General features: G+C 67.1%; 20 protein-coding genes. 13 read left to right on the top strand and 7 right to left on the bottom strand.

Annotated elements, in window-relative coordinates; all coding sequences use genetic code 11:
* Window positions 1-5: 5 nt before the first annotated feature.
* A complete protein-coding gene (locus tag ABTV68_RS01745; protein WP_433675899.1) occupies window positions 6-629 on the bottom strand; it encodes an NADPH-dependent F420 reductase in 624 nt (207 codons plus the stop codon).
* An 82-nt stretch (window positions 630-711) separates the two neighbouring features.
* Between ABTV68_RS01745 and ABTV68_RS01740 the strand changes: the two genes are divergently transcribed.
* Entirely contained in the window at window positions 712-1,194 is a 483-nt protein-coding gene (locus ABTV68_RS01740) for a MarR family winged helix-turn-helix transcriptional regulator (RefSeq protein ID WP_433675898.1), read from the top strand.
* A 39-nt stretch (window positions 1,195-1,233) separates the two neighbouring features.
* On the opposite strand, the gene ABTV68_RS01735 is transcribed toward ABTV68_RS01740, so the two are convergent.
* A complete protein-coding gene (locus ABTV68_RS01735) occupies window positions 1,234-1,506 on the bottom strand; it encodes a hypothetical protein (protein ID WP_433675897.1) in 273 nt (90 codons plus the stop codon).
* On the opposite strand from ABTV68_RS01735, the gene ABTV68_RS01730 reads away from it, so the two are divergent.
* The gene (locus ABTV68_RS01730; protein WP_433675896.1) at window positions 1,484-1,999 is read left to right on the top strand and encodes a hypothetical protein; all 516 of its coding nucleotides are present in this window, start codon (window positions 1,484-1,486) and stop codon (window positions 1,997-1,999) included. The two genes, ABTV68_RS01735 and ABTV68_RS01730, sit on opposite strands and share 23 nt — an antisense overlap.
* A 24-nt stretch (window positions 2,000-2,023) precedes the next feature.
* On the opposite strand, the gene ABTV68_RS01725 is transcribed toward ABTV68_RS01730, so the two are convergent.
* Together ABTV68_RS01725 and ABTV68_RS01720 are read right to left on the bottom strand one after the other, a co-directional pair.
* Window positions 2,024-2,647 carry a response regulator gene (locus tag ABTV68_RS01725; protein ID WP_433675895.1) on the bottom strand — a complete coding sequence of 208 codons (624 nt, stop codon included), beginning with the start codon at window positions 2,645-2,647 and terminating at the stop codon, window positions 2,024-2,026.
* A complete protein-coding gene (locus tag ABTV68_RS01720) occupies window positions 2,644-3,819 on the bottom strand; it encodes a sensor histidine kinase (protein ID WP_433675894.1) in 1,176 nt (391 codons plus the stop codon). The genes ABTV68_RS01725 and ABTV68_RS01720 overlap by 4 nt, the downstream gene beginning before the upstream one ends.
* Before the next feature lie 155 nt (window positions 3,820-3,974).
* Between ABTV68_RS01720 and ABTV68_RS01715 the strand changes: the two genes are divergently transcribed.
* Entirely contained in the window at window positions 3,975-5,036 is a 1,062-nt protein-coding gene (locus ABTV68_RS01715; protein ID WP_433675893.1) for an ABC transporter permease, read from the top strand.
* A complete protein-coding gene (locus tag ABTV68_RS01710; protein ID WP_433675892.1) occupies window positions 5,033-5,710 on the top strand; it encodes an ABC transporter ATP-binding protein in 678 nt (225 codons plus the stop codon). The genes ABTV68_RS01715 and ABTV68_RS01710 overlap by 4 nt, the downstream gene beginning before the upstream one ends.
* A 57-nt stretch (window positions 5,711-5,767) precedes the next feature.
* Here the strand turns inward: ABTV68_RS01710 and ABTV68_RS01705 are convergent, their stop codons facing one another.
* Window positions 5,768-6,367 (bottom strand): TetR/AcrR family transcriptional regulator, encoded by a 600-nt coding sequence (locus tag ABTV68_RS01705; protein WP_433675891.1) that lies wholly within the window; start codon window positions 6,365-6,367, stop codon window positions 5,768-5,770.
* Window positions 6,368-6,525: 158 nt separating this feature from the next.
* On the opposite strand from ABTV68_RS01705, the gene ABTV68_RS01700 reads away from it, so the two are divergent.
* From ABTV68_RS01700 to ABTV68_RS01685, 4 genes are read left to right on the top strand one after another with little or no spacing between them, the layout of a single operon-like run.
* Entirely contained in the window at window positions 6,526-7,842 is a 1,317-nt protein-coding gene (locus ABTV68_RS01700) for an MFS transporter (RefSeq protein WP_433675890.1), read from the top strand.
* Window positions 7,839-10,487 (top strand): family 78 glycoside hydrolase catalytic domain, encoded by a 2,649-nt coding sequence (locus ABTV68_RS01695; protein ID WP_433675889.1) that lies wholly within the window; start codon window positions 7,839-7,841, stop codon window positions 10,485-10,487. Before ABTV68_RS01700 ends, ABTV68_RS01695 begins: the two co-directional genes overlap by 4 nt.
* 11 nt (window positions 10,488-10,498) lie before the next feature.
* Window positions 10,499-11,728, top strand: coding sequence for a glycoside hydrolase family 1 protein (locus ABTV68_RS01690; RefSeq protein WP_433675888.1), 1,230 nt, complete (start codon window positions 10,499-10,501; stop codon window positions 11,726-11,728).
* Window positions 11,725-12,531, top strand: coding sequence for an SDR family NAD(P)-dependent oxidoreductase (locus ABTV68_RS01685; RefSeq protein ID WP_433675887.1), 807 nt, complete (start codon window positions 11,725-11,727; stop codon window positions 12,529-12,531). The genes ABTV68_RS01690 and ABTV68_RS01685 overlap by 4 nt, the downstream gene beginning before the upstream one ends.
* 60 nt (window positions 12,532-12,591) lie before the next feature.
* On the opposite strand, the gene ABTV68_RS01680 is transcribed toward ABTV68_RS01685, so the two are convergent.
* A complete protein-coding gene (locus tag ABTV68_RS01680; RefSeq protein WP_433675886.1) occupies window positions 12,592-13,539 on the bottom strand; it encodes a TetR/AcrR family transcriptional regulator in 948 nt (315 codons plus the stop codon).
* A 104-nt stretch (window positions 13,540-13,643) separates the two neighbouring features.
* Between ABTV68_RS01680 and ABTV68_RS01675 the strand changes: the two genes are divergently transcribed.
* The 5 genes from ABTV68_RS01675 to ABTV68_RS01655 all read left to right on the top strand — a co-directional run bounded on the left by ABTV68_RS01675 (window position 13,644) and on the right by ABTV68_RS01655 (window position 17,276).
* Entirely contained in the window at window positions 13,644-14,522 is an 879-nt protein-coding gene (locus ABTV68_RS01675) for an ABC transporter ATP-binding protein (RefSeq protein WP_433675885.1), read from the top strand.
* Window positions 14,519-15,310: an ABC transporter permease gene (locus tag ABTV68_RS01670; protein WP_433675884.1), complete on the top strand. Its 792-nt coding sequence runs from the start codon at window positions 14,519-14,521 to the stop codon at window positions 15,308-15,310. Before ABTV68_RS01675 ends, ABTV68_RS01670 begins: the two co-directional genes overlap by 4 nt.
* Before the next feature lie 92 nt (window positions 15,311-15,402).
* On the top strand, window positions 15,403-15,846 hold the full coding sequence (locus tag ABTV68_RS01665; protein ID WP_433675883.1) for an SRPBCC family protein: 444 nt from the start codon (window positions 15,403-15,405) through the stop codon (window positions 15,844-15,846).
* Window positions 15,847-15,941: 95 nt separating this feature from the next.
* Window positions 15,942-16,736 carry a hypothetical protein gene (locus ABTV68_RS01660; protein ID WP_433675882.1) on the top strand — a complete coding sequence of 265 codons (795 nt, stop codon included), beginning with the start codon at window positions 15,942-15,944 and terminating at the stop codon, window positions 16,734-16,736.
* Between the two features lie 138 nt (window positions 16,737-16,874).
* Entirely contained in the window at window positions 16,875-17,276 is a 402-nt protein-coding gene (locus tag ABTV68_RS01655; RefSeq protein ID WP_433675881.1) for a GNAT family N-acetyltransferase, read from the top strand.
* A 104-nt stretch (window positions 17,277-17,380) separates the two neighbouring features.
* Here ABTV68_RS01655 and ABTV68_RS01650 read toward each other — a convergent pair whose 3' ends face one another.
* Window positions 17,381-23,293 carry a VaFE repeat-containing surface-anchored protein gene (locus tag ABTV68_RS01650; protein ID WP_433675880.1) on the bottom strand — a complete coding sequence of 1,971 codons (5,913 nt, stop codon included), beginning with the start codon at window positions 23,291-23,293 and terminating at the stop codon, window positions 17,381-17,383.
* Window positions 23,294-23,509: the final 216 nt, after the last annotated feature.

Genomic DNA, 23,509 nt, shown 5'->3' with positions numbered 1-23,509 from the left:
CTCGCTCAGCCGACCAGGCTGAAGCCGCCGGTCCACGGCGTCTTCCCCGCGGCGGCCAGGGTGATCTGCAGGAAGGCGAGCGCTTCAAGCTCACGTGCGCGCTTCAACGCGCCGGCGTCGACCGCGCGCAGACCCGCCGCCACGACCAGATCGGTCACGGCCTGCTTGGCCTCGGCATCATCGCCCGCGACAAGAACAGTCGTCGGCTGTGCGCCCGCCACGCCGGTGGCCAGCGTCGCGCCGAAGTTGGCGTTGAACGCCTTGACCACGCGCGCCTGCGGAGCGGCGTCCTGGATGAGACGCGCGGCGGAGGAGTCCGCCGGGACGACGAGGTCGTCGAAGGTGGCGAAGTCGACGGGGTTGGTGGCGTCCACGAGGATCTTGCCCGCCAGCGCCTCGCCGTACTGAGCCAGGATGCCGGCCACCGCGTCGTAGGGAACCGCGAGCACGACGATCTCGCCCGTGACGTCCGCTCCGAGCGTCGCTCCGCGACCGCCGAGCTCCGCGGCAAGGGTGCTGGCCTTCTCGCCGTCGCGAGCGAGCACCTGAATCTCCGCACCGGCCTTGCGTGCGAGTGCGCCCACCGCGCCCGCCAGGCTTCCGGCGCCGATGATCGTGACAGCAGACATGATGACCTCCGAAGAACTTAGTTGTTGATACAAGTAATGTACGCCTAATTAGTTGTTGCTACAAGTAACGTAGGATGGGGCCATGGCATTCCGTGTACCGCGTATGAACGATCAGGAGTCGGCGGCCTGGCTCGGGCTCATCACGGTCGCCCAGCTGCTGCCTACCGCCCTGGACGCACAGCTGCAGCGCGATGCCCAGCTCACCCATTTCGAGTTCATCGCGCTCACCGCCCTGCGATTCGCGCCCGACAGCACGCTGCGCATGACCGCGCTGGCGGAGGCCACCAGCGCTACGCTCCCCCGCCTGTCCCACGTGTGTTCTCGCTTGGAGAAGCGCGAGCTCGTCGAGCGGTTCCCCTGCCCCGAGGATGGGCGCGCTACCAACGTCCGCCTGACCGAGGAAGGTCGTCGCACACTCGTGCACGCGATGCCTGATCACATTGCCACCGCACGGCGTCTCGTGATCGATGCGCTCACCCCCGAGCAGCTCGTCGCTCTCGCCGACATCACCACGGCGATTCGCGAGCGCCTCGGCGCCACCGCCGGCCCCCTCCCCGCAGACTGAGATCGGCACGGCGCAAGACATCGCGCTCCACCGACATAGTCAGATGTGTGCGGAGGAGACCAGCGTGAACAGAATCACCATACGTAGGAGTGCCATCGGTCTGGTGGTGCTCTGCATGTCACTCACCGGGTGCGCGACGAACACCGTTCCGGCTCGGGCATCAGTAGCAGAAGGGTGTTCCGTCTCGCCAGCGGTCCACGCGCCATGGCCGCCCAGCAGGACTGCGTCGAAGTTGAGTTTTCTCGATTTCTCGGCCGTCGTGGACCAGCAGTTCGAGAAGATGTCAACCGTGGCGGAGAGGTCGGATGTCATCGCCTTCGGGACGATCAACCGATGGCTCGCCGGAGACAAGGTGACCACGAAGACCGGAATGCTCGTCGGCGCGGTAACCCTCGCGGAGTTCACGGTGGAGAAGATCGTGGAGATCAAGAAGGGCACCAACCTGATCCCCGGTGATGTGATCTATCTCCCAACCATGGGTGGGATGTCCAGCAGCGAACTTGCCGCGCGCACACCCCGGAATCTTCAAGCCCTGGTCTACCTCGGCGATGAGATGACGGCCGAGGACCTCACCGTGGACGAGGCATATGTCGTCGAGAGGGGCGATCCGGCAGCCGCCGGTGCGCCACGACGGATGCCGCAAAGCTCGCAGGGCTTTGTGGTCGTCGACCAGGACAACCCGAATCTGCTGATCTGGCCCGCGCTTGGCAATGTCGCCGAGGGCGCTCTCGAAGATGTTCTGCCGGGTGGCCGTCTCGATGGCCTGACTGAGGACCAGCGATACTCTGTGTGCATCACGAAGTAGACCCGATTTCCGCCGACTGGGGCGCTAGCGGATCATCCCGGACCCGCGTGCGGCGGCGATCGCGGCCGTGCGCGAGGCCACGCCGAGCTTGGTGTAGATGTTCGCGAGGTGCGTCTTCACCGTGGACTCCGTCACGTGCAGGCGCTGGGCGAGGTCGCGGTTGCTGAGACCGGCACCCGCGAGCTCCAGGACCGCCAGTTCGCGCGCGGTCAGCGTCCGCTGCGGGGTGCGCATGCGTTCGATCAGTCGCGATGCGATCGCCGGTGCCAGCGCGCTCTCCCCGTGGGCTGCGGCATGGATCGCGGCGAGCAGATCGTCCAGCGGAGCGTCCTTCAACAGGTATCCGTTCGCCCCGGCCTCGATGGCCGCGAGGATGTCGGAGTCGGTGTCGTAGTTGGTGAGCACCAGCACCGCCGGCGGCTGGGGCAGAGCACGGACAGCCCGCGTCGCGTCGACACCCGCGCTGCGGCCGTGGAACTGCAGGTCCATGAGCACCACGTCCACCGCGTGCTCAGCGGCGAGGTCTGCGGCATCCTCGGCGGCCTCGATATCGGCCACCACCTCGATGCCGTCGTCCGCGGCCAGCAGCGCCCGAAGCCCCGCACGCACGATGGCGTGATCATCGACGATGAGAACGCGGACGCTCATGCCGGAACCTCCACGATGAGCACCGTTCCCGCACCGGGAGCACTGTCGATGCGCAGCACTCCGCCGAGCTGGCCCACGCGCTCCCGAGTGGCGCGGATGCCGAAGCCGCCCTGACGCGTGGCAGGGATGGTGTCGATCGCATCGGGATCCATGCCGACACCGTCGTCGCCGATCACCATCCGGACGGTTCGCTCATCGCGCGTGATCTCGATCCAGGCCAGCGAGGCGTCAGCGTGCAGCAGGACGTTGGCCATGGCACCCTGCGCGATCCGCAGCAGTGCTGTCTGCAGCGTCATCGACAGTTCCAGCGAATCCGCGACGCGGATCTCCACCTCCAGCCCGGGCGCACGCCAGGCGTTCGCCGCCAGCCGACGCAGCGCACCGCCGAGCGTGTGCTCGTCGAGCAACGGAGGAGTGAGCGCGCCGATCAGCGCACGCGTCTCGGCTAGCGTCTCGCTCGCGGTCTGTCGCGCCAGGCGAACCGTGCCGCTCCCGTCGCCCTCACGTTCCGCCGCCGTCAGCAGCATCACGATGCTGGAGAGGTTCTGCGCCACCGTGTCGTGGAGGTCGCGCGCCACCCGTGCCCGCTCCTCCGCCACCCCGGCGTCGCGCTCCACCGCTGCCAACCGCTGCTGGGTGCCGGACAGCTCGGTGTAGAGCCGCTCGTGTTCGGCCGCCTCCGCGCGCAGCGCGCTGTACGCCTTCCCCAGTAGCACCGCGACGGCCGCGCCGATCAGCGGACCGATCACTCCACCGAGAGACCACCCGCCGACGACTCCGAGCGCCGCCACAGCCCACCCCGCACTGAGCCAGACCGACAGCGCACCCAGCGGCGGGCGTAAGAGCTCGAGCTGAAGGAAGAAGATCGGGAAGACGAGGTAGGCGGCGTGCGGGGTGAGCCACACCAGCACGGCCCACTCCAATGTGAGCGCCAGCACCCAGACCGATCGCCACGAGGGATGCAGCCGCACCGCAGCGAAACCGTGCACGAACATCGCCGCCAGATAGGTTGCGGCGATCACGATCCCGAAGAAGATCACAAGCGCCGCGTGGGGCAGGCCAGACACGGTCGTCATCACCACGGCGAACACGAGCAGCGCCAGGAAGACGAACTGCAGGCCCACGCGCATGCCGACGACGATCCGGTTCACGGGCGGGTGGGCGTCGGGCATCACCCCCTCACGCTAGACCTCACGCCACGCGACGCACATCCCCCAAAAGATCGAGAAGCACCTCGCCCCATCGGCTGGAGAGGACCGATCCGTCAGCCGATGTCGACGGCGAGGATCGCGACGAGAGTGGGGTCATTCGATCGGAAGGATCCCTCATGTTCGTCGCCTGGCGCGATCTGCGCTTCGCTCGAGGACGCTTCGCCCTCATCACCGTCGTCGTCGTGCTCGTCAGCGTGCTCGTCGGCTTCCTCTCCGGCCTCACCGGCGGACTCGCCTGGCAGAACGTGTCGGGAGTGCTGGCGCTGCCGGCGGACCGGATCGTGCTGGCGCCGTCGGCCGCCGATGCCACACCCACCCTGTCGGATTCCTCCATCACCCCGGAGCAGGCCGATGCATGGACGAACGCCGCCGGCGCCGATTCCGTGACGCCGATCGGCATCAGCCAGGTGCGCGCGCAGAGCCCGGATCATCGCGAGGGTGTGACGCTGTTCGGTGGCGTCACGGGCGACGCGGAGCCCTCCACCGACGGGGAGGTGGTGCTCTCGGAGGGCGCGGCGAGCGCCCTGCAGGCGAACGCCGGCGACACGATCACCCTCGTCGGCGAGGACTACACGGTGGAACGCGTCGCCGGCGACGACTGGTACAGCCACACCCCGGTGATCCACACGACACTGGCGGACTGGCAGGCCGTGAGCGCCCGGATGGGCGTGCCCGATGCGCATGCCACGGCGCTGCTCGTCACCGGCTCACCCGATGCCGCCGCGCTGGACGCCGACACGGGCACCGTCACGGCCGCCCCGCTGTCGGCCCTGATGAACCTGCCGGCGTTCCGCTCCGAGATCGGCTCACTGCTGCTGATCGTGGGACTGCTGTTCGGCATCTCCGCTCTGGTGATCGGCGCGTTCTTCACGGTGTGGTCGATGCAGCGGCGCGGCGACGTCGCGATCCTGAAGGCGCTGGGGGCGACGAACCGCTCCGTCCGTCTGGACGCGCTGGGCCAGGCCCTCGTGGTGCTGGTGATCGGCACCGGGCTGGGCCTCGCGATCGTGACCGCCGCTGGGCTCGCGCTGCAGGGACGCATGCCGTTCATCCTGAGCCCGCTGACAACTCTCCTCCCCGCGGCGCTGATGATCGTCGTCGGCCTCGCCGGCGCGATGTTCTCGCTGCGGGCCGTCACCACCGCCGACCCCCTCACCGCCCTCGGGAGCAACCGATGATCACCCTCGATTCCGTCACCCTCACGTTCCCCGATGGCGCAACCCGCATCCGCGCCGTCGACGACGTCAGTCTCACCGTGCGTCCCGGCACGATCACCGGCCTCACCGGTCCCTCGGGATCCGGGAAGTCGAGCCTCCTGGCCGTCGCCGCCACGCTCATCCGTCCGGACAGCGGGACGGTGATCATCGACGACGTTGACACCTCCACGCTGGATCTCGCCGGTGCCGCCCAGCTGCGCCGCGAGCGGATCGGGCTCATCTTCCAGCAGTCCAACCTGCTGCCCTCCCTCACCGCGCGCGAGCAGCTGACCGTCATGAACGAGCTCGGTGGCAGCCGAACCTCGAAGACCGCGGTGGCAGCCCGCGCTGACGAGCTGCTCGATCGCGTGGGGCTGGCCGATCACCGCCACAAGCGCCCGCACCAGCTCTCGGGCGGTCAGCGCCAGCGGGTCAACATCGCGCGCGCACTCACGAATGACCCGAGCGTGCTCATCGTGGACGAACCCACCAGCGCGCTGGACAGCGAGCGCAGCCAGCAGATCATGGAGCTGCTGGTGGAGCTGACCACGGGGAGCTCCATTGCGACCCTGCTGGTCACGCACGACCTGAGTCTCACGCCGCATCTGCACACGATGCTGCACATGAAGGACGGGCGGCTCACCCGCCACTCGTAGGAGACAGGCCACAACGAGGGCGCGATTCCGGCAACCGGAATCGCGCCCTCTCGTATCTCAGTCCTCCGCGGTGGAGACGAGACGCACGAACCGCTCGAGCAGCGCCAGCACGGGCTGGCCCGGATCCAGCAGCGCCTGGATGCGCAGGCCGTCGATCATGGCGAGCACCAGCGTGACCTTGTCATCCGCCGACAGTTCCTCATCGTCATCGCCCAGTGCCAGCCGTCCGCCGTTGAAGTACTTGCGCATCCGCAGGCGGCGGGCCATGAAGAAGTCATGGGCGGGGTGCTCGGGATTCGTGGCGGCGATGGTGATCGCCAGCCAGTTGCGCTGGTGGTCGGGATGCGCGAACTCATCGGCAAGCACCGTCGAGAGCACGCGCTCGGCCGAGACCTTCGAGAGCATGATGCGGTGCGCGAGCTCTTCGTCGTCGGCATCGCGCTGCGCGAGCGCCGCCAGCAGGAGGTCCTCCTTCGTCGCGAAATGACGCAGCAGCGCCGCGTGCGTCACCCCCGCGCGAGCCGCGATATCCCGCAGCGACGAGCGCTCGTACCCGTGCTCGGCGAAGCCGGCAAGCGCGGCACGCACAATCTCGGCCCGCCGAGCCGCCGTTCCCGCATAGGGTCCTCGTCGCTTCGTAGCGGTCTGCTCGCTCATCGCCCTCCCCTGTCGCTCACATCGGATCTTGCCAACTCTAACCGCTTTGGTTACAGTTTGGAAAAGTGACCACGATGGTTACGGTTTGCAACCCGCGGCGATGCGGGGCGCTCCACCCGTCGCCCCAGGCCGACCTACCACCCGATAAAGGAGTCATGGTGAGCATCGAACAGCCACCGGCCCAGTCCGCCGACCCGGCGCAGATCGCGAACAGCGCCCCGGGGAGCGCGATCGCCGAACCCGAGACACGCGTCAGCGGCTCGTACATCTTCTGGCTCATGCTGGCCAGCTTCGGCGCTTCCATGGCGATGATGGTGCCGCTGTCGTACGGCATCGCGGTGCGGATCAGTGAGCTCGCGCCGGGGCACGAAGAGGTCCTGGGATACATCACCGGCACGGCACAGGCCGTCTTCCTGGTGATCAGTCCGCTGGTGGGTATGTGGAGCGATCGCGTGCGCTCGCGGTGGGGACGACGGACCCCGTTCATCTTCCTCGGTACGGCCATCGGGCTCGTGGGGCTCGTGATCATGGGCCTCGCACCCAACCTGCTGATCGTCGGCGCCGGCTGGGTGCTGGGCATGTCGGGCTGGTCGATCTCCGGTGCCGCGATCCAGAACATCCAGGCGGACAAGCTGCCCGAGCAACAGCGCGGCAAGGTGTCCGCCCTCACCGGCCTGATGACGCAGATCGCCCCGGTGCTGGGCATCGGCGTGGCCTACGCCGTCTCCTCCAACACGATGCTCGTGTTCGTGGTGCCCGGCATCATCGGTGCGGTGCTGCTCGCCCTGTTCCCGCTCATCAAGCCGGAAGGCAGCTCCCGCGACCTGCCGCAGGGCGAGCGCGTCACGGCACGCGCCGTGTTCGCCGGCTACGGCTTCAACGTCCGCAAGTACCCCGACTTCGCCTGGAACTGGCTGGGCCGCTTCATCTTCTTCATCGGCCTGTACTTCAACACCACCTTCGGCACGTTCTTCTACGCGCAGCGTCTGGATCTGCCCGTCAAGGAGGTCGCCGGCGTCGTCGCCACGATCGGCATGCTGGGCGTCGTGGCCGCCGCCGGTGGCGCGCTGCTCGGCGGCTTCCTCTCCGACAAGCTGAAGCGCCGGCGCCTGTTCGTGATGATCGCCGCCCTGCTGTTCGTCGGTGGTGCTCTCGCCGAGGCGACGGCCTGGTCGCTGCCGCAGCTCATCACGGGCGCGGTGCTGATGCAGCTGGCCATCGCAGTGTTCGCGACCGTGGACCAGGCGATCATCTTCGCGATCATCCCGGACCGCAGCGAGACGGGACGCTACATGGCCATCGTGGCCTTCGCTCAGAAGATCCCGAGCGCCGTGGCCCCGCTGCTCGCCTCCGTCGTGATCACGATCGGCGCAGTGGCGGACGTGAAGAACTACACGCTGCTCTACCTCGTCGGTGCCGCCTTCGCGCTCGTGGGCGGGCTGATCGTGTTCCTGAAGGTGAAGGCCGTTCGATGACCTCCGCGCCTGACAACCTCCGCACCGATGCGGGCGGCGACGGATTCGCCGTCACGACCGCGACACCACGACTGTCGTGGCGACCCGCCGACGCCGAGACGAACGCCTTCGAGGTCGAACTCGTCATCGCGGACCGGGCATCCGAAATAGTCGCCGTAACGGGGCTGCACCTGGCGTGGCCGACAGCACCGCTCGGCAGCGGCGACCATGTGCGCTGGCGCGTGCGCGTCGCGATTCCGGACTCTCCCTGGTCCGCGTGGGCATCGTTCGAGGCAGGGCTCCAGGATCAGGACTGGCGTGCCCGCTGGATCACCCCCGTCGAGAGCGGGGAGACGCAGCCGGGCCACCGGCCCGCACACGTGCTCTCCGCAACCTTTGAGGTCCGCGGCCCGGTGCGCGAGGCGCGCCTGTACTCCACGGCGCTCGGCGTCTACACGGCCACCCTCAACGACCGACGCGTCGGCACCGTTGAGCTGGCTCCGGGATCCACCTCCTACGACTGCTCCGTCTACGCGCAGGCCACGGACGTGACCGCTCTTGTCGCGACGGGCGAGAACCGGATCGAGATCGAGCTGTCCGACGGCTGGTACCGCGGACAGGTCGGTGCCTTCCGGATCCCGGCGCAGTGGGGAGACGCCCTGGCGTTCCGGGCGGAACTGCACCTGCGCCTCACCGACGGGACGACGCAGATCATCCGGACCGACGAATCCTGGCAGAGTCGGGAATCGCAGATCGTCGCTGCTGATCTGATGGAGGGCCAGCGCACCGACTTCACCGCGGCGATCGCGGAATCCTCTCCGGTTCTCGTGGACCGTGTGTCGGCACCGCCGATCGGCTGGTCCCCCGCTCCGCCGGTGCGGGTCACCGAGACGCGCGCCGCCGTCGCCGTCACCCGGCCGCGTCCCGGCGTCTGGGTGCTCGACTTCGGTCAGAACGCCTCGGGCTGGGTGCGTCTCACCGAGCTCGGCGAGCGCGGAACGCTCACCACGATCGACTTCGGCGAGTACCTCGGCGCCGACGGGGACCTCTCCACCACGCACCTCGATTCCGAGCGCCCGGGCGAGCCCGCGAAGACGTTCGTCCAGCACGACGAGGTCGTGTCATCCGGTGCCGCGGGTGAGGTCTTCGAACCGCGTCACACCGTGCACGGCTTCCGCTACGCCCGCATCACGCGTACGGACGCGCCGTTCGACCCGGACAGCGCCGTGATGCAGGTGGTGAACACGGACCTCGAGCGCACCGGCTCCTTCGCCAGCAGCAACGCGGACCTGAACCGCCTGCATGAGATCGCCGACTGGAGCTTCCGCGGCAATGCCGTGGACGTCCCCACCGATTGCCCCACGCGCGAACGGCTCGCCTGGACCGGTGACTACCAGGTGTTCGCCCCCACGGCCACGCGCCTGTACGACGTGCTGGGCTTCAGCCGGAAGTGGCTCCAGTCCGTGCGTGACGACCAGCTCGATGACGGCCGCATCACCAACTTCTCCCCCGACGGACGACGCATCAAGCATCATCTCGACGATCAGTTCGCGATGATGACGGGCTCTTCCGGGTGGGGCGACGCGATCGTCGCCGTGCCGTGGGAGCTGTACGCCAGCTACGGCGACACGCGGGTGCTCGCTGAGAACTGGGACGCAATGACCCGCTGGGTGAGCTGGGTCGAGGAGAAGGCGGCCACCACCCGCCACCACGCGCGCCAGCAGGCGTCGCCGGAGGCCGAGCGGTTCGAACGCTACCTCTGGGATGGCACGTTCCACTGGGGCGAGTGGACGGAGCCGCAGCAGCGCGATGCCGACGGCAAGCGCATCAATCCGATCTCCGACAACCCGATGGTCTGGTTCATGGCGGACAAGGGAGAGGTGGGAACCGCCTACTTCCACCGCTCCGCACACACGCTGGCCCGTATCGCAGGAATCCTCGACAAGCCGGAGGAGGAGCTGCGATACGCCGAACTGGCGGATCGTGTGCTGGCCGCGTGGCGCGCGGCCTATCTGCGTCCGGACGGAACCACGACCCAGGACACGCAGGCCGCGTACGTTCGTGCACTGGCGTTCGGTCTCATTCCGGACGATCTCCGCGCGGCCGCGATCGACCGACTGGTGCAGCTCATCCGTGAGGCGGGAGATCACCTCGGCACCGGATTCCTCGCCACCGGAGATCTGCTTCCCGTGCTCACCGACCACGGTCGCGCCGATGTCGCGTTCGATCTGCTCTTTCAGCGCAGCGAACCCTCCTGGCTCACGATGATCGATCGGGGCGCCACCACCATCTGGGAGGACTGGCACGGCATCGACGAGAACGGCGATGCCCACGCTTCGCTGAACCACTACAGCAAGGGGGCGGTGATCCGCTTCCTTCACACCCACGTGCTGGGCCTGCGTCAGCAGCAGGATTCCGTCGGGTGGGAGCACATCGTGATCGCGCCGACGCCGGGCCCCGACATCACCTGGGCTCGAGGTCACCACGATGGTCCGCGCGGCCGCATCGAGGTCTCGTGGACACAGGACGAGGACGCGTTCGTGCTCGACGTCACGATTCCCCCGCTGACGACAGCACACATCCTGCTGCCCGACGGCACGACGCAGGACACCGGACCCGGCACGCACCGCTTCACCGCACTTCCCGCTACCGCTCCGCAACGATGAAGGACACACCGATGACAACTTTCCCCGACGGCTTCCTCTGGGGAGCCGCGACCGCCGGCCACCAGATCGAGGGCAACAACGTCAACAGCGACTGGTGGGCTCGGGAACTCACGATGCCCGGGATGGAGCCCTCCGGCGACGCCTGCGACAGCTACCACCGCTACGACGAGGACATCGCGCTCCTCGCGGACGCCGGGCTCACGTCCTACCGCTTCAGCCTGGAGTGGTCGCGCATCGAGCCCGTACCCGGCCGGTTCTCGCGAGCCGAGCTGGCACACTACCGACGCATGATCGACGCGTGCCTGAGCCGCGGGGTCACACCCGTGGTCACGCTGCAGCACTTCACGACGCCACAGTGGTTCGCCGAGCGCGGCGGATGGTTGGCACCCGATGCCTCCGAGCTGTTCTCGCGCTATGTCACGGAGACCACCACGATTCTCGATGGGGTCGAGTGGGTCGTCACGATGAACGAGCCCAACATGCAGGCCGCGATCATGACGGCGATGCGGCGGATGCAGCAGGCGGCGGGCGGCCAGTGGCAGAGCCCCACCGTGGAGGGCGATGGCGAGCAGCAGACGCACAGCGAGTTCCTCACCTACGCGGATCCCGAGATCGGGCGCACGTTCACGGCGATCCACCGCGCCGCGCGAGACATCCTGCGCGCTCGAACGAACGCGAAGGTCGGCTGGACGATCGCCGCAGGCGCGCTCACGGCGGCACCGGGCGGCGAGGAGAAGTTGCGCGAGATCCGCTACGGCAAGGAGGACGTCTACTGGGAGGGCAGCCGCGGCGATGACTTCGTGGGTGTGCAGGCGTACTCCAGCCAGGAGGTCGACGCGAAGGGTCTCGTTCCGCACCCGCCGCATCCCGACAACACGCTGGTGGGCACGGCGTTCCGACCCGATGCGCTCGCGATGGCCGTGTCGCACGCGTGGGAGACCACGCTCGGCGTCCCGGTGCTGGTCACGGAGAACGGCATCGCCACGGCGGATGACACTCAGCGCATCCGCTACACCGACGAGGCACTGCGCGGGCTGCAGGCTGTGATGGCGGAGGGCATCGACGTGCGCGGCTACCTGCACTGGTCGCTGCTGGACAACTTCGAGTGGGGTCACTGGGAGCCCACATTCGGCCTCATCGCCGTGGACCGGGAGACCTTCGTGCGCACTCCGAAGCCCAGCCTCGCGTGGTTGGGCGAGGTGGCCCAGCGCAACGCGGTTACCGCGGAGGTGGACGCGTGACCTTCCCCTTTCCCGACGTCTCGGATGCTCCCCTCGCCGATCTGCTGTCGCTGCGCGGCCGCCGCACGCTGGTAACCGGAGCCGCGCAGGGACTCGGATACGCGATCGCCCTGCGTCTGGCGGAGGCGGGCGCCGCGGTCGCAGTCGCTGATCTCGACCTCTCGCGCGCCCGTGAGGCCGCGGATCGGATCGCCGCCGCTCACGGCGTCCCGACGCTCGGCGTGGGCATGGACGTCACCTCCGTCGCAAGCATCTCGGCGGGTGCCGACGATGTGGTGGCCGAGTGGGGAGGCCTGGATGTCTGGGTGAACAACGCCGGCGTCTTCCCCAGCATCCCCGTTACGGAGATGACCTTGGAGCAGTGGGACGACGTGTTCGCTGTGAACGCCCGCGGCGTCTTCCTCGGCGCACGCGAGTCGGCGCGGCGGATGGTGGACGGCGGCGTGATCATCAACATCGTGTCCACGGCAGGGTTCGAGGGAACCGCGCCGGGCCTCGCAGCCTACGTCGGCTCGAAGCACGCTGCCCGGGGCCTCACGAAACAGCTCGCGATCGAGCTGGCACCCCGCGGTATCCGCGTGCTCGGGGTCGCGCCGTCGTTCGTACCGACCGAGGGCAACGTCGCCGCAGCAGCCGCGTCCCTGCCCGCCGGCATGGACCCGCTGAGCATCATGCAGCCGAAGCTCATCGGACGCCACGGCACCCCGGACGACATCGCACGCGTGGTGCTGTTCTGCGTCAGCGACCTGTCGCTCGTGATGACCGGCAGCACGCTGCTGGCCGACGCCGGTCATACGGCCTGACTCAGATGCGACGAAGGTCCGCGCCCTGGTGAGAGCGCGGACCTTCGTCGTGTCAGTGATTCACACCGTGTCGCGGGCGCGCTGCTTCTGATCCGCCTTCGCGAGCTCCTTCGCCCGATCCCGCACCTTCCGAGCCGCGTTCTCCGCGCGCTCCGCATCGCGCACCCGCTGCTGCGCGGCTTTGCGCAGCAGCGTGGCTGCGTGCAGTTCAGCCTCGGCAACCTCGAACGCCTCCTGTGCGCTCAGCTCAACGGTGGGCGGGGGCGTCCCACCGTCCGCGGCGCCGAAGAAAGCCTCGAGACCGGCGAGCAACGCGCCTGCGGCGAACTCGCGGAACTCCGTGATGGCGCTTTCGGGATCCCCGGGTTCCGGATCCCCGAAGTACACCCCGCTGCGCACGAAGGCCACCGCGTCCGGGAATCGTGCGGCCGTGGCCGCCTCCACCAGAAGCGCGCGTGTCTCCGGCGGCACCGGGTCGCCGTGCAGGACCTCCCGCTCCACCGAGGCATGACCACGGGCGAACGCGGACAGCAGCATGAGCACGGCGAGCTTCGCCTCATCGGGCGCCGGCAGCGTTCGCATCGCCCGCAGCCCACGATCCGCCACCTGGAGCTGACCCGGCATCAGATGGATCTCGGGGGACAGCGGCGTCTCCAGCATCCACGGATGGACGCGATACGCATCCAGTAGCTCGATCAGGAAGCCGCGGAGTCCCTCTCTCCAGTCGTCCGCCTCCAGGGCGGTGTCGTGCGAGACAATCGCGGCGTCGAGCATCAGACGATAGAGCTCGTCCTTTGTGGCGACGTAGCGGTAGAGCGCCATCGTGGTGAACTCGAACGTCTGCGCCACGCGCGCCATGGTGACGGCCGCCAGCCCTTCGGCATCGGCGATGGCCACCGCCGCCTCGACGATCCGCTCCAGTGACAGCTCCCGCTTGGGGCCGCGCTGCGGAGCGGCCGCGAGCCCCCACGCGAGCGCCACCGTGCGTGAGATCTCCGAATCTGTCATCTCCACCTCCACTCCCCACGGTATTCGACGCCGGGCACTTGACACTCCCGTCATCATACTGTTTATTGGGCATACTGTTTATAACAAACACAGAAGGAGGAGCCATGACGGCGATCATCGAAGTCCGTCAACTTCGCAAGAGCTTCGGCGAGCGCACCGTGCTTGACAAGCTGAACCTGGAGATCAACGGCGGCATCTTCGCCCTGCTCGGCCCCAACGGCGCCGGCAAGACGACGCTGGTCTCGATCCTGACCACGCTGCTTCGCCCCGACGCCGGCACGGCCCGCATCTGCGGACACGACGTCGTTCGAGAGGCGGCACAGGTGCGTCGGATGATCGGCGCCACAGGTCAGTACGCGTCCGTGGATGACCAGCTCACCGCCCGCGAGAACCTCGGCATGATCGGTCGTCTGCTTGGACTCGGACGCAGCCAGGCGCAGGAGCGCGCCGTGGCGATGCTCGATCGGTTCGATCTGTCCGCCGCCGCAGATCGACGTGTTGCCGACTTCTCCGGCGGAATGCGCCGACGCGTGGACCTTGCGGCCTCGCTCATGCGCACGCCCGCCGTGCTGTTTCTGGACGAGCCCACGACGGGACTGGATCCTGCCAGCCGCGCGCAGATCTGGGACGATGTCGCCTCCCTCGCTTCGGAGGGCTGCACCGTGCTGATGACCACGCAGATGCTGGACGAGGCCGAGCAGCTGGCCGACCGCGTCGCGATCATCGCGAACGGCGGGATCGTTGCGGACGGCACGGTTCCGGAGTTGCTGGCGCGGGTGGGAGAGGAGACGGTCTCCCTCATCGACGACGCCGGCCAGACGGTGCGCACGCTGTCCGCGACGGCCACGGCCGGCGGCCTCGCTGCAGCGCTGGCCGGGCTGTCCGCGGAGGAACGCCAGCTGCGCGTGGACGTTCGTCGTCCCACGCTCGACGACGCGTTCCTCGCGCTCACCGAGCAGCGGCCCGAGGCGGTGGCGGCATGAGCGCGATCGCTGTGGACCGCATCCGATCCGCTCATCCGGGCAGCGGCCCCCTCGCCGCGAGCGCGGTGTTCGTCGGCAGGAGCCTGCGCCACAGTCTGCGCGATGGAGAGGGTCTGGTGCTCGCCATCGCCCTGCCGGTGATGTTGATGCTGATGTTCACGTACGTGTTCGGCGGCGCGATCGATCCCAGCGGGGGCTACCTGGATTTCGTCATCCCGGGGATCATCGTGCTCTGTTCCGGGTATGGTGCCGCTTCTGTCGCAGTGTCCGTGAATCGCGACGTCACTGGTGGGGCGATGCAGCGCTTCCGAACACTGCCGACCGTTGCGGCCGCATGCCTGGTGGGCCACGTGGTCGCGAGCGTGCTGCGGAACCTGGTGGCCACCCTCGTCGTGCTGGGTGTGGGGCTGCTGCTCGGATTCCGGCCGTCCGCCGGGCCCGCGGAGTGGCTTGCGGTAGTCGGGATCGTGCTGGCGTGGATCATCGCGGTCACCGTGGTGTTCGCCGCGATCGGCCTCCTCGCCTCCAGCCCCGAAGCCGCGAACGGATACGGCTTCGCGGTGCTCTTCCTGCCGTACCTGTCGAACGCGTTCGTTCCGATCGACTCCCTGCCGTCCTGGCTCGCTCCGGTCGCTGCCGCACAGCCGGTGACCCCCATCGTGGACGCGATTCGCGCGCTGTTGCTGGGCACCGATCCCGGGCTGCAGCCCCTGTGGGCGATCGCGTGGTGCGTCGGCATCGTGCTCGCCGGCGGCGTGATCGTGGCGTGGCGCTTCCCGCGCCGCTGACGCCCAACGGGGTCGCGGATCATCGATCCGCGACCCCGCGCCGCCAGTGGTGCCGTCAGGGGCGTGGTCATTCCTCGTCGGAGAATGGACACATGGTCTCCGCCTTCACCCTCGTCACGGAGTGCCCAGTGCCAGCGGGCGCGATGTTCGCGGCATCGCTGGATATCGATCTGCACCTCGAGTCGATGCGAGACTCGGGAGAGACAGCGATCGACGGAGTCCGCTCGGGCCGCATCGGGCTGAACGAGACGGTGACCTGGCGCGCCCGTCACTTCGGGATCTGGTTCCGAATGACCTCACAGATCACGGCGCTCGATGAACCGCACAGGTTTGTGGATCAGCAGGTGGCGGGGCCGTTCCGTTCGTTTGTGCACGAGCACCTGTTCGAGGACACCCCGGACGGCTGCCGCATGACCGACACCATCACCGTCGCCTCCCCGGTGTTCGGTGTGCTGGCGGAACGGCTGGTACTGGTCCCCTACCTCCGCCGCCTCATCCGCCTCCGCAACGCGACGCTCCTTCGTGCTGTGCGCTGAGACCTCGGTTGCTTCGCGAACAGCAGGCGACAATCACGTCGCCCTCTGCGTCGCCTCGACCGCGCACCGGCTGGACTCACGTGCGATCATTGCTCATGCCATCAAGACCGGAGAGCCTTCCCGAGGCACCGAACCGCAAGCCGGATCTCGATGACGACTTCAGCGCAGGGCTGAACCCGGAACGATGGGTTGCGAGCTACCTGCCGCAGTGGACGACCGCAGATCGGGCGCGAGCACACTATGAGGTCGTCGCTGGCGGAATCGAGTTGCGGATCGACTCTGACCAGCCTGACTGGCGTCCCGAGGATGCGCCTTTGCGTGTCTCGAACCTGCAGACCGGGGTCTATTCGGGGCCGGTCGGTTCCGGACTCGGGACACATCGCCACCGCGTCGATCTCGATGTCCGCACAGAGATGCCACAGAGGCTTCTGTTCACGCCGGCGCGTGGGCGAGTCGAGATCACCGTTTCCGCCAGCCGAGACACCAACTGCATGGTCGCGGCCTGGCTCGTCGGAACCGAACACCGATCCCCCGCCGAATCCGGCGAGATCTGTATCTTCGAGATCGATGCCGACGCCATCGGGGAAACCACCGTGGCCCGCACCGGCATCAAAGCACACCACGACCCGCACCTCACCACGGACATGAGCGAGGTTGAGGTCCCTGTGAACGCATCCTCGCCCCACACGTGGACCGTCATCTGGGGCGAGGGCGAAACAACGATTGGATGCGAAGGCCGCACCGTGCGACGCATCGCACAGGCCCCCGACTATCCTCTCTTCCTCATGATCGACCTCTTCGAAATCGGACCACGCGAAGGGACGTATCCCAAGTCCGCCATGATCCACCACGTCCGCGCATGGAGCGAGAAGCGAGCGCACGCGGTTTAGGGACACGACTACGTGGCGTATGCCCGGCGACGGCACCTCGCACGCGGGCTGCTCCATCTCTACGGCGGTGGCTCCCGCGCAATCACCTGTCCCGGGCTAGCGCGGGCGATGCCGCGGGGCGCTCGGTATCGTGGGCCGATGAACATCACGTACGTCGAGAACGGCCCGATCGACGATGCCGAACTCAGCTACCTGATCGACATTGCCTTCGGTGGCACCGCCTCCGGTGACACCACGCCGTGGTCCGCACGCCTGAGCGCGCACAGTGTCGGGTGGGTCTGCGCCTATGCCGACGGCCGACTCAGCGGATTCGTGCACGCATGTTGGGACGGAGGAAAGCACGCGTTCGTCCTCGACACCGCGGTGCTGCCCGAGGTGCAGCGCCACGGAATCGGCGCAGAACTCCTGCGGCGCCTCACGACGATCGCACGAGAAGCCGGGTGCGAATGGCTCCATGTCGACTACGAACCGCAGTACGACAGTTTCTACCAGGCGGTCGGATTCGCTCCCACGCTCGCGGGTCTACGTAAGCTCAGCTAGCTTCCGACAGCTCTGAGAGGATCGCTCACGGGCGGTCTTGATCGTCCAGCAACGATGACGGGCGCGCTCCCCGAGAGGAGCACGCCCGTCATGTCATGTGTCGGTCAGCGCTGGCTGTTCGCGCGGCGTCGTGCGATCAGGATGAACGCTCCGATACCCAGCAGAGCCACCGCACCGATGAGCGGTGCCGGCCCCACGTTCGCACCCGTGGTGGGCAGACCCGTCGGGCCCGTCGGCGTCACCGTCGCACTCGGGATACCCGGAGTGCTCGGCGTCGTCGGCGTCGTCGGGGTTGTCGTGGGCGTCGGGGTCGGGGTCGGCGTCGGCGTGCTCGTGGGCTGCTCCACCGTCACGGTCTGAGCCGCATCGTTGATGTCCTCGTGCACCGCCACCGGGGTGGTCAGATCATTGGACTCGAACAGCTTCTCGTACGCCACGAGAGCCTCACCAGCAAACCCGGCCGGAACCGCGAACTCCACCTCAACCGAACCATCAGCCGTCGTCGGCGTGAACGTCACCGTCCCGGTGACACCCGTCGCGGAGCCATCACCCTTGAGCATCAGCTCACCGGTGATCGTGTACTTCACACCCGGCGTCAGGTTCACATACGCCACGGTGTCAACGACGACACCACCCGCAGCGGGCAGCACGTGGTCACCATCAGCGGAATCCACGAGGGACGTGCCGATCGCCGGCTCCTCAGTCGTCGGCGGCGTGTCCACCGTGACGGTCTGAGCCGCGTCGTCGATGTCCTGGTGCTCCGCCACCGGGGTGGTCAGGTCCGCAGACTCGAACAGCGTCTCGTACGCCACAAGAACCTCGCCACCGAAACCAGACGGAACGGTGAACGTCACCGTGGTGGTGCCGTTCGCCTCGGTCGGGGTGAACGTGGTCGTGCCGGTGATACCGGTCGCCGTGCCGTCGCCCTTCAGCATCAGCTCACCCGTCACCGTGTACTCGGTGCCCGGCGTCAGGTTCTGGTACGCGATCGTGTCGATCACCGTGCCACCATTCCATCCCAGGACGTGGTCGCCATCAGCCGAATCCACGAGCGAGGTGCCGATCGCCGGCTCTTCGGTCGTCGGCGGCGTCTGAACCGTCACCGTCTGAGCCGCGTCATCGATGTCCTTGTGCTCCGCCACCACCGTGGTCAGATCCGAGGACTCGAACAGCGTCTCGTACGCCACGAGCGCTTCGCCGCCGAACCCGGGCGGCACCTCGAAGGTCACCGTCGTCGTTCCGTCCGGCTCGGTCGGGGTGAACACCGTCGTGCCGGTGATGCCGGTGGCCGATCCGTCGGACTTCATCATCAGCTCGCCCGTGATGGTGTACTCGACACCCGGGGTGAGGTTGATGAAGCCGATCGTGTCGATCACCGTTCCGCCGTTCCAGCCGAGCACATGGTCGCTGTCGGCCGAGTCCACCAGCGACGTCGCGATCGCCGGCTCGTCGATCTCACGCGAGTTCTCCACCGTGATCGTCTGAGCGGCATCGTTGAGGTCCTTGTGCTCTGCCACCGCCGTGGTCAGATCCGAAGACTCGAACAGCTCCTCGTACGCCACCAGCAGGCGGCCGCCGAACCCGATGGGAACCTCGAACGTCACCGTGGTTGATCCATCGGGCGACGTCGGCGTGAAGGTGGTCGTGCCCGTGATACCAGTCGCGCTGCCGTCACCCTGGAGCACGAGCTCACCGGTCACGGTGTACTCCACTCCCGGGGTCAGGTTCTGGTACGCGATCGTGTCGATCACGGTGCCACCGTTCCACCCGATGATGTGGTCGCCGTCGGCGGAATCGACGAGCGAGGTACCGATCGCGGGCTCTTCAACCGCCGGAGGTGTGTCGACCGTGACGGTCTGAGCAGCGTCGTTGATGTCCTTGTGCTCTGCCACGACCGTGGTCAGATCCGCAGACTCGAACAGCTCCTCGTAGGCGACGAGAACCTCACCACCGAAACCGACCGGAACCGCGAACGTCACCGTGGTGGTGCCGTTCGCCTCCGTCGGAGTGAACGTGGTCGTGCCCGTGATACCCGTCGCCGAGCCATCACCCTTGAGCATCAGCTCACCCGTCACGGTGTACTCCACACCCGGAGTGAGGTTCTGGTACGCGATCGTGTCGATCAGCGTGCCACCGTTCCACCCGAGCACGTGGTCGTCATCGGCAGAGTCCACCAGCGTCGTACCGATCGCCGGCTGCGACGTCACCGTCACCGTCTGAGCGGCATCGTTCAGATCCTTGTGCTCAGCCACCACCGTGGTCAGATCCGCAGACTCGAACACGGTCTCGTACGCCACGAGCACCTCACCGGCGAAGCCGGTGGGAACCGTGAACGTGACCGTGGTGGTTCCGATCGGGAGAGTCGGCGTGAACGTCGCGGATGCCGTGATGCCGGTCGACGTGCCATCGGACTTCAGCATGAGCTCACCGGTCACGGTGTATTCCACGCCCGGGGTCAGGTTCTGGTACGCGATCGTGTCGACAACAGTGCCGCCCTCCCAGTCGAGGACATGGTCGCCATCGACCGAATCGACGAGCGTCGTGCCGATTGCGGGCTGCGCACTCACGGTGACCGTCTGGGCAGCATCGTTCAGGTCCTTGTGCTCCGCCACCACGGTGGTCAGATCGCTGGATTCGAACAGCGTCTCATACGCCACGAGCGCCTCACCGGCGTAGCCGGAAGGAACAGTGAATGTCACGGTCGTCGTGCCGATCGGAAGAGTCGGGGTGAACGTCGCGGACGCCGTGATGCCCGTGGCCGTGCCGTCGCCCTTGAGCATCAGCTCACCGGTCACCGTGTACTCCACGCCCGGAATCAGGTTCTGGTACGCGATCGTGTCGATGACCGTCCCGCCGCTGAAGGAGAGAGTGTGGTCGCCGTCGACGGAATCCACCAGCGTCGTCGCGATCGCGGGCGGTGCCGCCTCAACCGTCACCGTCTGAGCAGCGTCGTTGAGGTCCTTGTGCTCCGCCACCACCGTAGTCAGATCACTGGACTCGAACAGCGTCTCGTACGCCACGAGCACCTCACCGGCATACCCGGACGGAACGGTGAACGAAACGGTCGTCGTGCCGTTCGCCACGGTGGGCGTGAACGTGACCGTTCCCGTGATACCCGCCGCGGAACCGTCACCCTTGAGCATCAGCTCACCGGTCACCGTATACTCCACGCCCGGAATCAGGTTCTGGTACGCGATCGTGTCGACGACCGTCCCGCCGTTGTACGAGAGAGTGTGGTCGCCATCAACCGAATCCACCAGCGTCGTGCCGATCGCGGGAACCAAGGGCTCCGTGTCGACAGTGACGGTCTGCGCCGCGTCAGCGAGGTCCTTGTGCTCCGCCACGACCGTGGCCAGATCCTCAGACTCGAACAGGGTCTCGTAGGCCACGAGCGCCTCGCCGGCGAAGCCAGCGGGAACGGTGAACGTCACCGTTGTGGTGCCGTTCGGCGAAGTCGGCGTGAACGTCGCAGTACCCGTGATCCCCGTCGACGAACCGTCGCTACGCAGCACCAGTTCGCCCGTCACCGTATACGCGGTACCGGGGGTCAGGTTCTCATACGCGATCGTGTCGACAACCGTCCCGCCGTCCCATGCCAGAACGTGGTCACCGTCAACCGAATCCACCAGCGTCGTGCCGACCGCGGGCGGGCCCGCGAGAGTCACCGTCTGGTCAGCGTCGTTGATGTCCTTGTGCTCAGCGATGACCTCGCGCACGGGAACACCGAAGATGTAGATCCACTTGTGCACGGTCTCGTACACCACGAGCTTCCCACCCGCGAAACCGCCGGCCTGCGCGGCCGTCACCACAAAGGGCACGGTCACCAACCCGGACGTGTTCGAGTCGTCGACGACAAAGCTGCCGGATGTTCCCGTGATGCCCGTCGCCGAGACAGTCCCGTCCGCAGCGACGAACATGAGCTCGCCGATGATCTCGTACTCGCTCTCGCAACCGTCAACGGTGCACACGTTGGGGTCCAGGTTCGCGTAGTCGACGGTGTCGGTGATCGTCCCCCCGGTCAGCGGCAGGATCTTCGAGTCAGCGACATTGTCGGTCGTCGCGATCGTGCCGAGCGTGGGCTGCTGACCGACGGACACGGTCTGCGCCGCGTCGTTGATGTCCGTGTGCTCCGCCACCGGGGTGGTCAGATCGGAAGACTCGAACAGCGTCTCGTACGCCACCAGCACCTCACCGGCGTAGCCGGACGGCACGGTGAACGACACGGTCGTCGTGCCGTCCGGGGTGGTAGGAGTGAAGGTGGCAGTGGCGGTGATGCCCGTGGCCGAGCCATCCGACTTCAGCATTAGCTCACCGGTCACCGTGTACTCCACACCGGGCGTCAGGTTCTGGTACGCGATGGTGTCGACGACCGTGCCGCCGCCCCATGCCAGAACGTGGTCGCCATCGAGAGCGTCCACCAGTGTGGTGCCGATCGCCGGTGCCGGCGAAACCGTCACTGTCTGCGCTGCATCGTTGATGTCGGCGTGCTCTGCCACGACCGTGGTCAGATCCGCAGAATCGAACAGCGTCTCGTACGCCACCAGCACCTCACCGGCGTAGCCGGACGGCACAGCAAAAGAAACGGTCGTCGTGCCGTTCGCCACCGTCGGCGTGAAGGTGGTGGTGCCCGTGATGCCGGTGCCTGCACCGGTGGACTTGAGCATGAGTTCGCCCTGCACCGTGTACGTGACACCCGGGGTCAGGTCGGTATAGGACACCGTGTCGACAACGGTTCCGCCCTCCCACGGGAGAACCTGATCGCCATCGGCGGAGTCCACCAACGTGGTTCCGATCGCGGGAATGGCGTCTGCGAAGGTCACCGTGCTCGCGACGACGAGAGGTGCCTGACGCTCCTCCTCGAATGTCGAGAAGATCTGGCACAGAGTGTCGCTGGTCGGGCCACTCTTCGCGTACCCCACGTTCTCCACCACCGGTGGAACGCCGCTGATCGAGACGTCTACGGTTCCGGCATCCGGACGTGTTGCACACAGAGTCACCTGCGCAGGGAGAGTCGCATCAGCGTCCACCACCAGCGTCGAGCCCGAGAGAGTCGCCGGACCGCCACAGACAGTTACAGCCCCTCCGGAGACTGTGAGCGTCAACGCCGTGTTGACCAGAGTGGTCGTCACGGTGATCTCACCGGTGGCACCCGGGGTGATGACCGTGCTTGGTGCGTTCGAGCTCAGCTGCTGCGCGGGGGTGGCATTGATGATCTGCAGGATCCGGGCCTGCGTGGCCGGGCTCATGTTGCTATCGCAGAAGGCGACCGAGCGATCAGGGTTGTCAATGCAGTGCACCAGATCCTGACGCAGGGCACGCGAAGTCGGCGTGTCATTGTTCGCGACAGTGTCGGCAGGCACGATGCCTCCCGACCCGTTGGGACCGGCAGCGACCGGCAGATCGTTCTGAATGATGTAGGCCTGCAGCTTGTGCTGATCAGCCGTGAGGCGCGTATCCGGAGCCATATAGGTCAGGCTCGGGCGTACCGACCCTTGGCGCTCAAGCTGGCCAGCGGCGTTCGTCCATGAGCATGCTGATGCGCGGTCGAACGTGCAGTAAGACCACGATGAGACCGGACCCCCCACTTCGGCGACGTACCGAACCATGCAGACGGGGTTTGCCGTGTACTGCAACCCGCTAGCTGTCCAGCCGCTCGCGCCGTTGTTGTTGTAGAGGATGACCGGGTTGCCGGCGTTGTAGGCGTTGAGTCGTTCGCCGAACACGCTGAGCAAATTCGTGACTGGCCCGCCGTCGGCATCCACAGCGGGATTGCCCGTCGTGTTCTCACACAGGGGTGCGTCGAACGGCGCCGTTACCGGCGTCGGCGGCACCGCGGCGTTCGCCTGCGTATTCGTCATCAGGACGCCGGCAAACATGCTGGCGAAGATGCCGAGGACGGCCAGAATGGCGAACCAGGTCTTCGATGTGTGGCGCTGCGGCAGCGCTCGTGCCACCGCGGCGGTTTTCGCGGACGTTCCGCGATGGTCTTGTGCAGACCGTGTGAATCGGGTGTTCACGGATTCTCTCCCCTCGAGAACAGACCGTCCGAATGGGCGGTTTCGCCGATCCAGGCAATCAGATCAGAACATAGTTCTTTCGTGTGCATAATGCACTAACGCGCGGACGTTTGACGTCTGTGTTGGGGTCAGTGCTTCAGATGACGCTATGAGCCTGGTCGCGGATCGGGCACCGCGGCCTCTTCACGCCATGAATTGATGACGGGCGTGCCTCCA

Origin of the sequence: Microbacterium gorillae, assembly GCF_050990725.1 — a bacterium.
GTDB lineage: Bacteria > Actinomycetota > Actinomycetes > Actinomycetales > Microbacteriaceae > Microbacterium > Microbacterium gorillae_A.
Note: the sequence above shows the minus strand (reverse complement) of the source record. Positions and strands in the feature narration are given on the sequence as shown.